The sequence below is a fragment of the Haloimpatiens massiliensis genome, assembly GCF_900184255.1.
Lineage (GTDB): Bacteria > Bacillota > Clostridia > Clostridiales > Clostridiaceae > Haloimpatiens > Haloimpatiens massiliensis.
In genome coordinates this window covers 124,652-140,992 of sequence record NZ_LT854634.1, presented here as the reverse complement: position 1 = coordinate 140,992, position 16,341 = coordinate 124,652, and the positions used below count along the sequence as shown (strand labels likewise).

At 28.6% G+C, this 16,341-nt stretch carries 17 protein-coding genes; 14 read left to right on the top strand and 3 right to left on the bottom strand.

Annotation, left to right across the window (positions count from 1 at the left end; translation table 11 throughout):
• Positions 1-147: 147 nt before the first annotated feature.
• The 7 genes from C1715_RS00710 (at position 148) to C1715_RS00680 (ending at position 9,046) form a co-directional block, all read left to right on the top strand.
• Positions 148-1,206, top strand: a complete 1,059-nt coding sequence (locus C1715_RS00710) for an ABC transporter substrate-binding protein (RefSeq protein ID WP_102398769.1) — start codon at positions 148-150, stop codon at positions 1,204-1,206.
• Positions 1,203-2,891, top strand: coding sequence for an ABC transporter permease subunit (locus C1715_RS00705; protein ID WP_102398768.1), 1,689 nt, complete (start codon positions 1,203-1,205; stop codon positions 2,889-2,891). The genes C1715_RS00710 and C1715_RS00705 overlap by 4 nt, the downstream gene beginning before the upstream one ends.
• Complete coding sequence (locus C1715_RS00700) at positions 2,854-3,789, top strand: ABC transporter ATP-binding protein (RefSeq protein WP_102398767.1); 936 nt, start codon at positions 2,854-2,856, stop codon at positions 3,787-3,789. Before C1715_RS00705 ends, C1715_RS00700 begins: the two co-directional genes overlap by 38 nt.
• 673 nt (positions 3,790-4,462) lie before the next feature.
• Positions 4,463-5,131 (top strand): response regulator transcription factor, encoded by a 669-nt coding sequence (locus C1715_RS00695; RefSeq protein ID WP_102398766.1) that lies wholly within the window; start codon positions 4,463-4,465, stop codon positions 5,129-5,131.
• Positions 5,128-6,162: a sensor histidine kinase gene (locus C1715_RS00690; RefSeq protein WP_102398765.1), complete on the top strand. Its 1,035-nt coding sequence runs from the start codon at positions 5,128-5,130 to the stop codon at positions 6,160-6,162. Before C1715_RS00695 ends, C1715_RS00690 begins: the two co-directional genes overlap by 4 nt.
• 114 nt (positions 6,163-6,276) lie before the next feature.
• A complete protein-coding gene (locus tag C1715_RS00685; protein ID WP_102398764.1) occupies positions 6,277-7,044 on the top strand; it encodes an ABC transporter ATP-binding protein in 768 nt (255 codons plus the stop codon).
• A complete protein-coding gene (locus C1715_RS00680; protein WP_102398763.1) occupies positions 7,034-9,046 on the top strand; it encodes an ABC transporter permease in 2,013 nt (670 codons plus the stop codon). The genes C1715_RS00685 and C1715_RS00680 overlap by 11 nt, the downstream gene beginning before the upstream one ends.
• A gap of 107 nt (positions 9,047-9,153) precedes the next feature.
• Here C1715_RS00680 and C1715_RS00675 read toward each other — a convergent pair whose 3' ends face one another.
• Positions 9,154-9,408, bottom strand: coding sequence for a PDDEXK family nuclease (locus C1715_RS00675; protein WP_242971854.1), 255 nt, complete (start codon positions 9,406-9,408; stop codon positions 9,154-9,156).
• Positions 9,409-9,648: 240 nt separating this feature from the next.
• On the opposite strand from C1715_RS00675, the gene C1715_RS00670 reads away from it, so the two are divergent.
• The 4 genes from C1715_RS00670 to C1715_RS00655 all read left to right on the top strand — a co-directional run bounded on the left by C1715_RS00670 (position 9,649) and on the right by C1715_RS00655 (position 12,321).
• The gene (locus tag C1715_RS00670) at positions 9,649-10,140 is read left to right on the top strand and encodes a GNAT family N-acetyltransferase (RefSeq protein WP_102398762.1); all 492 of its coding nucleotides are present in this window, start codon (positions 9,649-9,651) and stop codon (positions 10,138-10,140) included.
• Between the two features lie 78 nt (positions 10,141-10,218).
• Entirely contained in the window at positions 10,219-10,908 is a 690-nt protein-coding gene (locus tag C1715_RS00665; RefSeq protein WP_180963947.1) for an HAD family hydrolase, read from the top strand.
• Between the two features lie 87 nt (positions 10,909-10,995).
• Positions 10,996-11,418, top strand: coding sequence for an NUDIX hydrolase (locus C1715_RS00660; protein ID WP_102398760.1), 423 nt, complete (start codon positions 10,996-10,998; stop codon positions 11,416-11,418).
• A 159-nt stretch (positions 11,419-11,577) separates the two neighbouring features.
• Positions 11,578-12,321 carry an HAD family hydrolase gene (locus C1715_RS00655; protein ID WP_146005350.1) on the top strand — a complete coding sequence of 248 codons (744 nt, stop codon included), beginning with the start codon at positions 11,578-11,580 and terminating at the stop codon, positions 12,319-12,321.
• A gap of 73 nt (positions 12,322-12,394) precedes the next feature.
• Here C1715_RS00655 and C1715_RS00650 read toward each other — a convergent pair whose 3' ends face one another.
• Together C1715_RS00650 and C1715_RS00645 are read right to left on the bottom strand one after the other, a co-directional pair.
• Positions 12,395-13,471 (bottom strand): hypothetical protein, encoded by a 1,077-nt coding sequence (locus tag C1715_RS00650; RefSeq protein WP_102398758.1) that lies wholly within the window; start codon positions 13,469-13,471, stop codon positions 12,395-12,397.
• Positions 13,468-14,010, bottom strand: a complete 543-nt coding sequence (locus C1715_RS00645; protein WP_102398757.1) for an RNA polymerase sigma factor — start codon at positions 14,008-14,010, stop codon at positions 13,468-13,470. Before C1715_RS00645 ends, C1715_RS00650 begins: the two co-directional genes overlap by 4 nt.
• Positions 14,011-14,399: 389 nt before the next feature.
• Between C1715_RS00645 and C1715_RS00640 the strand changes: the two genes are divergently transcribed.
• From C1715_RS00640 to C1715_RS00630, 3 genes are read left to right on the top strand one after another with little or no spacing between them, the layout of a single operon-like run.
• On the top strand, positions 14,400-14,906 hold the full coding sequence (locus C1715_RS00640) for a GNAT family N-acetyltransferase (RefSeq protein ID WP_102398756.1): 507 nt from the start codon (positions 14,400-14,402) through the stop codon (positions 14,904-14,906).
• A gap of 56 nt (positions 14,907-14,962) precedes the next feature.
• On the top strand, positions 14,963-15,421 hold the full coding sequence (locus C1715_RS00635) for a hypothetical protein (protein ID WP_102398755.1): 459 nt from the start codon (positions 14,963-14,965) through the stop codon (positions 15,419-15,421).
• Positions 15,415-16,299 (top strand): serine hydrolase domain-containing protein, encoded by an 885-nt coding sequence (locus tag C1715_RS00630; protein ID WP_102398754.1) that lies wholly within the window; start codon positions 15,415-15,417, stop codon positions 16,297-16,299. The genes C1715_RS00635 and C1715_RS00630 overlap by 7 nt, the downstream gene beginning before the upstream one ends.
• Positions 16,300-16,341 lie beyond the last annotated feature (42 nt).

The following is a 16,341-nucleotide window of genomic DNA, read 5'->3' as shown; positions in this document are numbered from 1 at the left end:
ATTCAAATCTTGTTTATATTAAATGCTTATTGAAAATATCAATACAAAATGAATTATCTATTCATAAAACAAATTTGATATAAGAGTAGTACTATGTGATAATAATTGTGGAAAATTTAGATTATTTGTCATAATGGAGGGTAAATAATGAAGAAACTTAAGAAAATAATGTCAGTTGCACTTTCGTTGGTTCTAGTTTTAGGACTTTCTGCTTGTTCAAGCAAGAAAAGTACAAAGGATAGCCAAAAAGATTCAACAAAGACTTCAACAAAAGATTTAAAAGGAACAACATTAAAAGCTATAGCTACTAGTGAATATAAAGAGGTGTTTGAAAAGTTTACAAAGGAAACTGGAATAAAAGTAGAAACTTTATCTATGTCCTCTGGTGAGGCAATATCAAGAATAAAGGCTGAAGGCGGAAAGCCTATGGCTGATCTATGGTTTGGAGGCGGAATTGATGCTTTTATACAAGCTAAGAAAGATGGGCTTCTTGAAAAATATGTTTCTCCTGAATTTAAGGACATACCTGATAAGTATAAAGATAAGGAAGGATATTGGGTTTCAAAAGGAATAACTATTGTAGGATTTATAGTTAACAAGGATGTGCTTAAGGAAAAGAATTTACAAATGCCAAAAACTTGGCAGGATTTAACAAAGCCTGAATATAAGGGCGAAGTTTTAATGTCCAACCCTGCAATATCTGGAACAAACTATGGGGTACTATGTGGACTTCTTGAAAACATGGGTGAAGAAAAAGGATGGGAATATTTTAAAAAGTTAAACGAAAACATTACAGCATATTCAAAAAGAGGAAAAGACCCACAAGTGAAGACTGTGGCAGGAGAAGCTGCAATAGGGATAACTTACATAGATAAATCAATAACTGATTTAAAAGATCAGCATAATGTAGAAATTGTTTATCCAGAAGATGGGCTTCCATGGATACCTGAGGGCGTTGGTATATTTAAAAATGCAAGCAATGTAGATGCTGCAAAGGCATTTTTAGATTGGATTTTCAAAAAGGATAATATGGAATTCTTAGCAAAACATGAAGGCAAAGATGGAGCAACTTCTTCTAAACCAGGTGTAAAAGGTTATGATATAAAAGTTCCAAAAGATAAATTATTTGAAGAAAACTTCGCTGAATATGGGAAAAATAGAAAAAATATATTGGCTAAATGGGCTGATTTAACAGGAAATAAATAATGAAAAACAAGAAAAGGGTATCTAAATTTCTAGATACCCATCTTTATAATTTTTTTGACTTATTGATTATATTAATATTGATTTTATCAATTTTGATATTTATCTTTTGGCCAATTTTATCTGTAGCAAAGCAAAGTATTTATCATGACGGAGGATTTTCTTTTAATTTTTATAAGGAGATTTTAAAAGAAAATAAAAAACTTATAACTAATGGAATTTTTGTTGCTTCTTTATCTACATTATTTTCTATAATTATTTCTATATATGTGGCTGTATACATTAGTTTTTCTGAAAGTAAAATTAAAAAAATTCTTTTTATTATATTAATGATTACTATGATATCTCCACCTTTTGTATCTTCATTAGCATATATTAATTTATTTGGAAGAAGAGGATTTATAACTCATAATATTTTAAAACTTACATTAAATACTTATGGATGGTATGGAATAGTGGCAATGCAGACATTAAGTCATGTATCTCTAAACGCCATAATACTATCTGGAGTTATAAGTGGTATAGATAAGAGTATAATTGAAGCTTCATTAGACAGTGGAGCTAGTGTAAATTACACTATTAGAAAAGTAGTGATTCCAATGATGATTCCAGGAATTATAGTAGCATCCCTGTTGACTTTTGTACGATGCTTTTCAGATTTTGGTACGCCTATGATAATTGGTGGTTCTTTTAATGTTATTGCAACTCAAATATATATTGAAATAATAGCAAATAGCAATCTTCCTAAGGCTGCGGCAATGAATATGCTTTTGATTATTCCATGTATTATAGCTTTTATAGCATATAGATTTTATATGAAAAAAAATAATTCTACTTTAGGGGGAGCTCAAAAGGCAAGTTCGAGAGAAATGAAGCTAAAGTTTAATGGATTCCTAGGGGCCTTAATAAAATTTATAACATACACGTTTATCTTTATAATGGTTCTTCAATATATATCTATTTTTATTTCTGCAATAACTGTATATAGAAAAGGAAAAATGTATTTTTCTTTAGATAATATAATTAAATTAAAAAATTATAGCAGTAAAAGTTTTATAAGAAGCATAATATATTCTACTATTGCTGGAATTATTGGAAGCTTTATAGGAATGCTTACAGCTTATTATACTGAAAGAAGAAAGATATTAGGTATGAAGCAAGTTGACTTTATTGCAACACTTCCTTATATTATTCCAGGAACATTTTTCGGTATTGGATACATTTTAGCATTTAATGATTATCCAATGAAACTTACTGGAACTGCTGCTATAGTTATATTGAATTGTATATTTAAGCAGTTACCTATGACTACTAAAGTAAGCAGTGCAGTGGTTTCATATATAGATAGGGAAGTTGAGTATGCAGGAAAAGATTGTGGTGCATCAAACTTCTTTATACTTAAAGATATTATAATACCATCTCTAAAACCAGCATTTTTAATGGGATTTATAAATAATTTTACTGCTACTATGACTACTATAGGTTCTATTATATTTTTAATATATCCAGGACAAAAGGTTGCTACAGTTGAGATGTTTGATGCTATTCAAAGCGGAGAATACGGACTGGGTGCTGTTATTGCATGCATAATAATATTAATTACTTTAGCTATTAATTTACTGTTTTCCAAGTGGGTTTTAGGAGGGAAAAATGTTTCTACAATTAAAAAATTTAGTAAAGAGTTTTAATGATTTAAATGTGGTTAATGATTTGAATATGAATGTAGAAAAGGGTGAAATGGTTTGCTTTTTAGGTTCTAGTGGTTGTGGTAAAACAACTACACTAAGGATGATTGGTGGATTTTTAAAGCCAGATGGTGGGAATATAATACTAGATGGTAATGATATAACTAATTTAGAGTCACAGGAAAGACCAGTGGCAACGGTTTTTCAGTCGTATGCATTATTTCCTAATATGAATGTTATGCAGAATGTAATTTATGGATTGAAGTTTCAGGGTTATAAAAAGAAAGAAGCTCTAAGTATGGGTGAGAAATACCTTCATTTAGTTGGACTAGATGATTATAAAAAAAGTAGTGTGAGTAAATTAAGTGGTGGCCAGCAGCAGAGAGTTGCCTTAGCAAGAGCTTTGATTTTAAAACCTAAAGTTCTTCTTTTAGACGAACCACTAAGTAATTTAGATGCTAAACTTAGATTAAAAATGAGAGATGAGATAAAAGAGATAAATGAAAAATTTAAAATTACAATGATTTTTGTAACTCACGACCAAGAAGAAGCTTTAAGTATATCAGATAAAATTGCAGTTATGAATGAGGGAAAGATAGAGCAAATAGGAACTCCGGAGGATTTGTATAATAATCCTAAAACAGATTTTGTAGCAAGCTTTATTGGAACATTAAATAGGCTGAAGCTTCAAGATGGAAGTATAAAGTTTGTAAGACCTGAGAAAATCATTATTCACAGAAATGAGGAAAAACAGAATGCTGAAATTATAAAAAAGCAGTTTTTAGGATCTAACTCAATATATTCTATTAAGACAAAGGATGAACAAATTCTTAAAGTCCAAGTTATAAATACTTTAGATAATTTTAATGTTGGAGATAAAGTTAAATATACTATAGTATAAAACAATGTTAAAATATTATCAACGCATGGTGCAATATAGTTGTACTAGATAAATTAGTTTAATACATACTAAGCATAAATTGCGGCAGAAGTGCCGTAATTTTTGGCTTAACTTAAATCTTTTATTGGCGATAGCCAGCCAAAATACTAAAACTAAAATTTATACAATCCTATGCCTCACGGCAAAATGAATTAAATTTTAGCTATTATCTTATTTTCATAAGTATCATATAACTTTTCGAAAGGCTACGCCTAAAAAATATTATGAGCGCTCTCTTTTTTTATAAATCAAAGATTTTCCATAGTACAGCGGAGGAAAATAATCCTTTACTAGTCCACTAGCCCTCTGACACCCTAGCCCACTGAAAATTATGACAAAGTCATAATTTTCTTATGTTCCAACTTTATTTAATTTTTAATTAAGAAGTTCCTGTTTAAGTGCAGGGAGTGGGGAGCTAATAGTAATATGTATTAGTAGTAATAGTAATATGTATTAGTAGAAAAAGATTAAACTTTATAATAGGTTGAATGTTAAAACATTCATTAGTGTATTGAAACTGAATGTGGTGTGCGTGAAGAGAAAATGGTAATTTACTGCATGAAGCTGTATAATAAATTACAGAATGTCGGGTAGTGTTTAGAAACATTGAAAAAAGCATGGAGGATAAAGTTTTATGAAAAAAATACTTATTGTGGAAGACGATAAGAAAATTCGTGGAGAATTAAGTACATTTCTTTCTAAAAATGGTTATGTATGTGAAGTTTTAGATGATTTTAATAATGTGGTAAAGGACATAATGTCTAAAGAAATTGATTTAGTACTTTTAGATATTAATCTTCCATCTTTTGATGGGTATTATGTATGCCGTGAAGTAAGAAAGAAATCTCAGGTACCTATAATTGTTGTTACTAGTAGAGATACAGAAATCGACGAACTTATGGCTTTAAATTTGGGCGCGGATGATTTTATAACTAAACCTTATAATCTTCAAATATTGTTAGCTCATATATCTTCTGTTTTAAAGAGGACTTTAAGAGAAAAAGAACCTGAATATATAAGTGGTAAAGATTTTACAATAAATATTTCTAAAAGTACTATAAGGCATGATAATAAAGAATACGATCTTACCAAAAACGAGCTAAATATACTTACACTTCTCTATAAAAAAAGGGGAAAGATAGTTAGTCGTGATGAGCTTATGGAAGAACTTTGGAATAGTAATATGTTTATAGATGATAATACCCTTACAGTTAATATTAACAGGCTACGAAAAAAACTTGAAGGTATAGGAATAGATGAAGTTATAGAAACAAAAAGAGGTAGGGGGTATATGGTAAATTGAATTTAAGAGAATTTATAAAGGAAAGAATGCTGTATATTATATCATTGCTAATAGTGTCTATTTTAAACATGTCTATAATATGGGTTTTAAATCCTAAGAAAAGTTTTCAACTGCCTTTACTCATAGGCAGCATATATATAATAGGTGCTGCGGTTCCAATAATTTTTGAGTACGCAACTAAAAGAGAGTTTTATAAAAATGTAACTTGTATTTTTGAATCTCTTGATAAAAAGAACCTAATTGCAGAGATGATTTCGCGCCCTACTTTTAAAGAGGGAATAGTTTTATATGATATACTAAAAGGTTCCAATAAGGCAATGATAGAGGAAATAAATAAATATAAATTTATGCAAGAGGAGTATAGAGAATACATAGAACTATGGGTTCATGAGATAAAAACTCCAATTGCTGCATCAAAACTTATAGTTCAAAATAATAGAAGTAAAGTAATGGATAATCTATGTGAAGAAATAGATAAAATAGAAAACTTTGTGGAACAAGCTTTATTTTATTCCAGAAGTAATACTGTTGAGAAGGATTATTTGATAAAGAAAGTAAATTTAGAAGAGTTATGTTTTGATGTTTTGAAAAATAATTCAAAGATTTTTATTCACAATAAGGTTGGAGTGGAAACGGAAAATTTAGATATTAATGTTTTTACAGATGGTAAGTGGGTAAGCTTTATGTTAAAACAAATACTTACTAACTCAGTGAAATATATGAATAAATTTGAGCCAAGCATTAAAATAAGCGCATATAAAATGTATAACGGAGTAGTACTTTCTGTTAAGGACAATGGAGTAGGGATCAAAGAAAGTGAGTTTTCAAGGATATTTGATAAAGGATTTACAGGTACTAATGGAAGAGGCGACGAAAGAGCTACAGGCATGGGATTATACATCTGCAAGAAGCTTTGTACTAAACTAAACCTTTCTATTAAGGCATATTCAAAATATGGTGAAGGTACAAAAGTGGATATAATTTTTCCTAAAAGCTCTATGATGAATGTCAGGCAGAAAAAATATATATAAAGAAAGGATGAAAAGTCTTATCTTACAAAATGTAAGAATAGTGTAAGTTAAAATTATGGTACATAAAAGTAAATTATATTAAAATGAAGCCATCAAGATGATGGAGGGATTTGTATGGCAGAGATACTTAAGGTTTCAAATGTTGAAAAATATTATGGAAATAAAGAAAATATCACAAAAGCTATTGATAATGTTAACTTTTCTGTGGAGAAAGGTGAATTTGTAGGGATAATGGGTGCATCTGGTAGTGGAAAAAGTACACTTTTGAATTGTATATCTACAATTGATTCAGTTACAGCTGGTCATATATATATAAGAGGCAAGGACATAACTGAAATGAAGAGTCGTGCTTTAGCAAGATTTAGGCGTGAAGAGCTAGGGTTTATATTTCAAGACTTTAATCTTTTAGATACACTCACTGGATTTGAAAACATTATATTACCATTGACCATATCTGGAACACACCATAAAGAAGCTGAAAAAAGGGTATTGGAAATGGCTAAAAGGCTTGAAATAAGTGATGTGCTTTCTAAATATCCCTATGAGATGTCAGGTGGACAAAGACAGAGAGTGGCATCTGCTAGAGCTATAATATCAAACCCAGCAATGATACTTGCAGATGAACCTACAGGAGCATTGGATTCTAAGTCATCTCGTATGCTTCTTGAAAGCATGGAGGATCTTAATAAAAATTTGGATGTAACTATACTTATGGTTACCCACGACGCATTTACTGCAAGTTATTGCAGTAGGATACTATTTATAAAGGACGGTAAAATTTTTAATGAGATTATAAAGGGAGATAGCAGCAGGAGGGAATTTTTTAATAAAATAGTTGATACGGTAACGCTTCTTGGGGGTGACATGGATAATGTTCTTTAAGTTGTCTTCAAAAAATGTAAAAAAGAGTTTTAAAAATTATACTTTGTATTTTCTAACTCTCACCTTTGGAGTTTGTATATTTTATATTTTTAATTCTATTGAAGCACAAAAGTCCATGATGAATATATCGCATTCTACCTCCCAAATGATGGGGACTTTAACTAAACTTATGAATATAATTTCAGTATTCATATCTATAATACTTGGATTTTTAATTGTATATGCAAATAACTTTCTTATTAGAAGAAGAAAAAAAGAAATAGGTATATACATGACCCTTGGCATGGAAAAGGGAAAGGTTTCTAGGATACTTGTAACTGAAAACTTTATAATAGGTATATTATCACTTGCTATAGGACTTTTAGCTGGCGTATTTTTATCTCAGGGGCTTTCAGTTATAACAGCAAAGCTCTTTGAAGTGGATATGACTGAATATCATTTTATATTCTCATCCAGCGCATTTGTAAAAACTATTTTATATTTTGGTATAATATTTTTGGTTGTTATGTTTATGAGTACCGTATCTATATCAAAGTATAAACTAATAGAACTTATAAATGCAGAAAAACAAAATGAAAAACAAAAGCTTAAAAATCCTGTGCTTACAATAATATTATTTATACTATCTATTGCATGTATTGGTACAGCATACAAATTGGTGTTGAAAAATGGAATTGGAAATTTTGATAAAAAACTTATATTTGAAATAGTACTTGGTTCCATTGGTACATTCTTATTTTTTGCATCTTTATCAGGATTTTTTCTTAAATTACTTCAATCAAGGAAAAAATTGTACTTTAAAAAACTTAATATGTTTATTTTGCGTCAGATAAATTCTAAAATAAACACAGCGCATATTTCAATGTCAATTATATGTCTTATGTTATTTTGTACTATAGGTATATTGTCTACAGGACTTGGTATTAACAGTGTACTGAATAAAGCTTTTAATGATGTCATACCTTTTGACGCATCCTTTGTAGCTCAGGGAGGAGAAAGCATTGTTAAAAAACTTAAACAATATAATTTGGATTTTAATAAATATAGTGATAAACTTGTAGAGTATTCATTATATAATTATAAAAATGGAGAAATTAACAATAAAGTTATATTTGAAAAAATGAAAGGGTATGAAAGTAAAAGGCCTATCAATATGAAAACACCTATTTTATTTATGAGGATTACAGATTATAATAAGCTTTTAAAACTTGGAGGAAAGGAAGAAATTAGACTTTCTGAAAATGAGGTAGCTTTGTATTCCCCTGATTTGAAGAATGAAACAGAGCTTAAAGATGCACTTTATAAGTATATTAAAAGTGATAACACTATCAAAATAGGTGAAAAACAATATAGTATTTATTCCAAGGCATTAACTTTTGGTTTTGAAAGTAATATGAGCCCATCTACAATTATGCTTGTAGTACCAGATAAAATAACGGAAGGGGCTGTTAAACAAAGTACTATTGTATCTTTTAACTGTAAGGGAGATAGTAAATTGATGCAAAAAAAGCTTGAAGATGATCTTTATTCATTGACTGAAAAAACTAAAAATGCAAAAAATGAAATTAAAATATCAGGTATGACAAAGGAAGCTTATAAAGCTATTGGAGCAGGAACGGAAGCTGTAATAGCCTTTGTAGGAATATATATTGGGATAATATTTCTTATAACCAGTGCTGCAATACTTGCTCTTCAGCAGCTTTCAGAAGCTGCAGACAATAGACATAGATATGATATTTTAGAGAAGATAGGAGCAGATGATAAACTTGTAAAAGCTACGCTTTTTAAACAAATAGCTATATATTTTATGTTACCAATTATACTAGCATGCATACATTCAGTTGTGGGTATAAAGGTTGCAAATGATATGATACGGGAAGGCGGAAATATTAACGCTACAAGTAATATAATAATAACAGCAGTATTCATTACTATTGTATATGGAGCATATTTCCTTGCAACATATTTTAGTAGTAAGAGAATTGTTTTAAGAAGAAAATAAGACTATAAAAATTCCACATAGGGGTTATACCTATGTGGAATTTTTATTTATCATCTATTACCATAAATGCAACACAAATGGACTTGTATCTATGGTGATTTTTAATGTTATTTATAACATTTTTTAAATATAACTTCAATTTGTTCTGCAAAAGGTCCACAGCCAGTTCCCTCAAAATATGCATCTGATTTTGCTAATATTTTCCTTGCTATTCTATTGTGTTCTGGAGATGTTCTGGAACTGAACAATATTTCACCATTTAGATATTCAAAGACTCCATCATATTTATTTTGAATCTCTTCAAATTGTTCTGGTGTAACAAACACATTTCTAATAGGTTGCATGTTTTCATCTCCTAACATTATACAATATTCCTATGTTTTTATTATATATTTTTTCACTAATTAGCAATTTAAAAGAATATTAACAACTTGAAATAATGTAAAAAAATTAGTTATATGATGTTTAATGGTATTAATGTTATAATTATTATAGAGAATTTATGTATTAATTAAATATATTTGACTTTGGTATCAAATACTGTATGCTTGAAAATGAATTTAATGGTTATTTTAAAATATATTAATATGGGGGATTTAAAATTGACTAGTAGAGTATATTTTAAAAAATTTATTTCTAAGGAGGATTTTAAATATTTTTCAAAGTTAGTTTTTAATGAAAAAATAATGGTGATGAATTATGGAAGAGTATTTACAATGGATGAAGCAAAAAATTACTATAAGTATTTATTACAAAATAATAAAACACATGATGATTTTGGAAATTTCAAGGTTTTTGAAACATCAACTAACAATTTTATAGGTATGGGCGCTATTACAATAACCAGTGACTTGAAAGAGTCTGAGATTGAATATATGTTGCTTCCTGAGTATTGGGGAAAAGGATATGGAAGTGAGATTGTAGACAATTTATTAAAGATCACTAAAGAAACAAAGAGTATTGAAAAGGTTACAGCAATAACAGACCCTGGTAATGTAGGGTCAAAAAAAATATTACTAAAAAATGGTTTCGTATCTTGTAAGATATATAGAATTGATGATGGTTCACTAGCAGAAATGTTTAGTAAAAAATAATGCATAAGTAGTAATGAGTTCATATGCAAAGCATATGAATATAAAATAATATTTCATATGTTGGAAGGAGAGTTTTATATGAAATATAAAGCTATATATTTCGATCGTGATAATACGCTAACCCACGCTAATCCACACAAAATTAAGTGGAGAGATAAAATGATCGAAAGTTTATCTGGTAAAAAATTTGAATTAAATTATGACAAAATGCTTGATTTGTTTTGTAAGGCTGGATATCCTAAAGGAGGATTAAAAACTGTAGATGAAGAAATAGAATTTTGGAAAAGGTATTATCAGTGCATTCTCATAGAGGAAGGTATAAAGGATAAAATAGAAGAGAGAGCAAATTTGATTTTTCAAGAATTATGGCTTAAGGATAGAATACTTTTCCCAGAAGTTATTGAGGTATTAGAATATTTTAAGAACAATGGATATAAGATTGGTGTTATAAGTGATACTTCACCTTCTTTGGAACTAACACTAAAAGCTTTAGGATTGTCAGAATATTTTGACTGCTATATTTGTTCTGATCTCGTAGGTGTTATGAAACCTGACCCTAAAATTTATCAGGAAGCACTAGATAAATTAGGTGTAGCAGCTGAGGAAAGTATATATGTTGATGACTATGATGTAGAAGCAGATGGAGCAAGAAACATTGGATTTACATCTTTTCATATAGACAGAAAAAATAAATTTAAAGATCAGTGGGATATATATACTCTTAAAGAGATTGTTTATTATGTTAAGAGAAATAAAATGGGTAATTAGAAAATTTATAAATACAGTAGGAGAACATTTAAAATAAATACACATATTAAAAAGACTATTAGGGTTTTGTGAAAGGTGGCTGAAGGTATGAATAAAAGAGTTAATGTACAAGCATTTGTTTTTTCAAATAATCCATCTTTTAAGGTTCTTATTTTAAAAAGAACTCCAGATAGGAGTGGATATTGGCAACCTGTTTGTGGTGGTATTGAAAATGATGAGAGTTCAAGAGATGCTGTAATAAGGGAAGTATTCGAGGAAACAGGAATAACTGATATAAAAAATATTATAGATTTAAATTATACATTTAATTATAGAGAAACTAAAAATGGAATTTTAATGGATATGACAGATATATGCTTTGCGGTGGAAGTTGACGGCATATCCCATGTAAGAATATCCGATGAACATGAGGCATATAAATGGTGTTCATATACGGAATCAAAAAAATATTTAAATTGGAAACATAATTTAATAGCGTTAGACAGGTTGATGGAGTTAATTAATATTTGATTATTATAATTGAATCTTATGATAATAAATGCATTTAATAGTAAAATGAGGAAGGGTTATGATAGCTATGAAAGAAAAAGTAAAAGTACTTATATAATAATCCTAAACATATTGAAAGAGAGCAGAGTAATCTTTACTTAAATTTAGCAAGAGTAGGAGGTGGAAATAACTATCATGAAAAAACCTAAGATGATTATATTTGATTATGGTCAAACCCTTGTTAATGAAAAAATTTTTGATCCACTGAAAGGTACGAAGGCTGTATTGTGTGATGCTGCAAAAAATCCAAATGATGTTTCAGCGGAGGAAGTACAAGCCTTGGCTAACGAATTGAATAAGGAAATAAGACGGTATGGGATGGACATTGAAAAATATGCTATTGTTGAAGTTCATACTCATATTTTTCAGAATTATCTTTATGAATATTTTAATATAGAACTGACAAAAACACCGGGAGAAGTGGAACACATATTTGAAAAAGCTGCTTCGATATCAGAACCAACAACACATATAGAGAGTTTTCTGGAATTTCTATATGACCACAAAATACGCACAAGTGTAATAAGTAATATATCTTTCAGTGGTGAATTGTTGAAGAGACGAATTAACAGATACATTCCGTTTAATAAGTTTGAATTCATCATTGCAAGTAGCGAATATGTATTTAGAAAACCTCACAAACGAATATTTGAACTTGCACTGCGCAAAGCAGGGCTTGATTGCAGTGATGTCTGGTACTGCGGAGACAATGCTGTATGTGACGTGGATGGTGCGGCGGACTGTGGTATATTCTCTGTATGGTACAAGGGAGCAATGGAAGAATGTAATAAAAGTATTCCTAAAAAGAAATGTCTAGAAATAAGCGATTGGAATGAACTTATAGATATATTAAAATGTACTTAATAATTTATATGAATGATAGGTGACAGTAGTTAAGAAGGGCTGTTGCTGAGTTGTTAGCATGTAGCCCCATTTCTTAAAATGAATTTGCTATATTAATAAGCATAAGTTCATCTTTATCAAGTTTATTTTTTGTGGATGTGGTAGTTAATCCTATGTCATGATTACCCATAGGAATAGTTAAACTTATAAATGCTATATCACTATTTTTTTCGAAGCTAATAATTATATAGGCTTCATGATTTTTTATATTTATTTTTTTAAATTTAGTACCTTGTGGGAAAGTAGTTCCCACTGATGAATCATTCTTATTTTTAGAAATATATCTAAATGTTAAATCTTTTCTTATACTATTTATTCTGTCAGAATCATTTGTGCTAAAATATTTGATTATAATTGATTCACTAGTGTTGGAATTAGAATGTAGGGCGTAGTTAAATGTATAATTATTTGGAAGTTTAGGCGATGGAATTGGATATTTTATTTCATTTTTAAGTTTATCCAGATTTTTATATTTTTTAACATCACCTGAAACAGAATAGTCTTTCTTTTCTTCTTTTCTAAGTTTATCATCATATTGTTCAACAATTTTATCTATTTTTCTATAAGCGGATTTTTTATCTTTAGATTTTAGTGCTTTATCTATAAGAAGTTGTCTTTCTTGAAGACATTTATATAAATTAGGGTACTCTGTGGCAAAGGCTATTGTATAAGTTCCTTCAGATAATTTATAGTTATTATTTTTAAGTTCAATTGAGCTTTCACAGATGTTTTTTAATTTATTTTCCCAAGATTCAATAGCTGCTTTAGCAATAGATTTACCTTTAAAAGGTAAAATAACAAGTAGTATGATTATAGCACAAATAGTTAAAGGTATTTTTTTATTGTTTTTAATGAAATTATTATACCTTCTATTATCAATCTTATTTTTATCTAGAGAAATTTTTTTATTTAAGGAATCTAAGTTTTTATTTATATAATCATAACTATAGTATTCATTTCCAGATAGAAGTTTTTTAGTTTTTATCAAATTATCTTTAAAATATTTACAATTTGGACAATGTTTAATATGATTTAATATAGCAGTATCATAAGAATCTATTTCACCATCTTCTATTAACATAATATATTTTTTAGCTTCCTCACAATTCATAAATTACTCACCTCTTCATAGTATTTTATAAAATTTTGTCTAGCTCTATATAATAATGATTTTACAGCATTGTATGAAATACCCATTATGCATGAAATTTCATCATATGAGTAACCCTCCATATCTTTTAATAGGATAGCGGTGGATTGGTTAGGAGGTAATTTTATAAGAATCGCTTGAATAATTTTCCTTTTATGATTTTCTTCTATTACTCGGTCCGGAGTATTTGAAGTATCTTGCAAGCTATCATTTAAATGCTCATTAATTTTGTTATTTTTTTTAAAATAATTAACTGCTTCATTATGGGCTACTTTATATAACCAAGCCTTTACTTTTTCATATTTAATTTTATGTTTATATTTGTAAAATTTTATAAATACATCTTGAGTAATTTCTTCTGAAATTGATTGATTGTTACACATTTTAAAAATATAATTTCTAATACTAGAATAATTTTCTTTATAAATTTCATCAAATGTATAAAAGTTTTCCTTACTGATTATATTGTTTAGAGGATAACTTTTTTTCGAAAAATACATTTTTTTCACCTCCCCTTCATTATATATAACAATTTATAATTATAAAAGTTTTGGTTATTTTAGAAAAAATTTAAATTGTATTACTTAATTATAATGGTATAGTATTTTTAAGTGATTTTTATCTTTAAAAAATGTATTATATATGCTTTTAATTGAAATGTAGTAAGAATCAAGAAGAATGGTTAAATATAGAAATGGAATATATTTGTATGTTATAATTATTTTACAAGTTAATATATAGAAGTTTTGAATTATTGAAGATAAAAGCGTGATTTAAAATAAAGCAGTAAGAGAATATAGAGTAAAGATAATAGATTGTAATGAAAATATGGGAAATGAGAGTTGAAACTGTGCAATAACGGTAGTTTGTGTAGTTAAAGGGGGATTTTATGTATAACGTTCGTTATGCTGATGTAGATGATGCAAAAATATTAGGACAGATCCATTCAGAATCATGGAAAGTAGCATACAAAGGTGTAGTACCAGATGAAGTATTAAATAATATTACTGCTGAAAAAAGACAAAAATATTTTGAAAAGGCATTAACAGAAGGATGGGAAGAAGATGCTATAATTTTTAAAGATGACAAAGCAGTTGGATTAATATGTATTGGAAAATGTAGAGACGAAGACAAAGAAGAATTCTGGGGTGAAATATGGGGTATATATTTATTGCCAGAGTATTGGAATATGGGTATAGGCTTTGAATTAATAAATTGGGGATTGAATGAATTAAAGAGAAGAAATTATAAAAAAATTGCCTTATGGGTTCTTGAGGGGAATCTAAATGCAAGAAATTTCTATGAAAAAATGGGGTTTAAGCATGATGGCACAATTAAAAAAATTACCATAGGTAAAACATTAAATGAATATCGTTATGTGATATCCATTACATAAATTCCAAATTTAAAATATATACAATAAAAAATCAAGTAAAATGTAAAGGAGATTTTATGTATAAAAATCAATGGAGTGTAATTAAGAGTTTAGCTAGTATTTTTGAGCAGAACAATATAAAGTATCACTATGATGCTTCTACTTCTGTATTTGTGCATGGAATTGAATTTGAAATGGACGATATTGACATTGTTTTTATGTGGCATGAGGAAAATCATTTAAAGGAAGTATTTAAAGGTTATGGTGTAACAAAAACAGAATATATTCAAGAAATTGGTTTGAAGTATTTTTGGATGGAGATAGATGGGCAGAAAATTCATTGTCTGTTATATAAAAGTGATAATTCTAATTTAACAGAGAAAGAATTCAATAAAAATGCAGAGGCGGTTTACGTAGATGGACAAAAAATTATGACTCAAACCCTAGAATTTTATCTAAAAAATTGTAAGGACAAGAACAATTTGAAAACGAAAATCTGTGACTTTTTAGTTAAAAAAGGGGAAAGTAAATGTTAACTGAATTTGTAAATGAAGCTAGAAAAAAAGATCTAAATATTTTTGGAATTGTGGTTATAAAAGACGGTGCCAAGGTTTTTGAACATCATTTTATACCAGAGAAAAGACGAGAATTATATTCGGTTACAAAAAGTTTTACTTCTACAGCAGTTGGTATTGCAATAGAGGAGGGGTATTTTTCTTTAAACGACAGTTTGTTAAAATTATTTGAAGAAGAAATTCCAAGAGATATGTCACAGTGTCATATGGATAATTTAAATAAAGTCACAGTAGAGAGACTGCTTACCATGTCAATTAAGGATTATCCATATGAGAGCTTGACATCAGATAATTGGCTTTCATATATTTTATCATTACCTCTTCCAAATATAGAACAGAGAGTATTTGAATATTCCAATTTTTCTTCTTATCTGGCAGGTGTTATAGTAGAAAAAATTACTGAAATGAATATTATGGACTACCTTCAACCTAGATTATTTACACCACTCGGAATTAAAAATGTTGAATGTGAATATAGCCCAGAAGGTTATTTTTATGGAGCAACTGGTATGAAATTAACAATTAATGAACTCAGCAGATTTGGACAACTTTATTTACAAGATGGGTATTATAATGGACAACAATTATTGACGAAGGAATGGGTAGCTAGTGCTACAAAAAAGCAGATTGATAATAGAGAAGGTGGGTATGGATATTATTTTTGGAGACATGAAGGAAATTGTTATCGAGCTAGTGGAATGAAAGGTCAAGTTTGTATTGTAATTCCAGAGAAGAATGCAGTAATAGCAGTTATGTCTGATTTAAATAGTAAAAATAAAACCAATGAAGCTTTAGAAATGCGACAGTGTATTTGGGATACAGTTTATACTAAACTATAGTTAATATAATATTAATATGGACGTAATTACATGTGCATATTA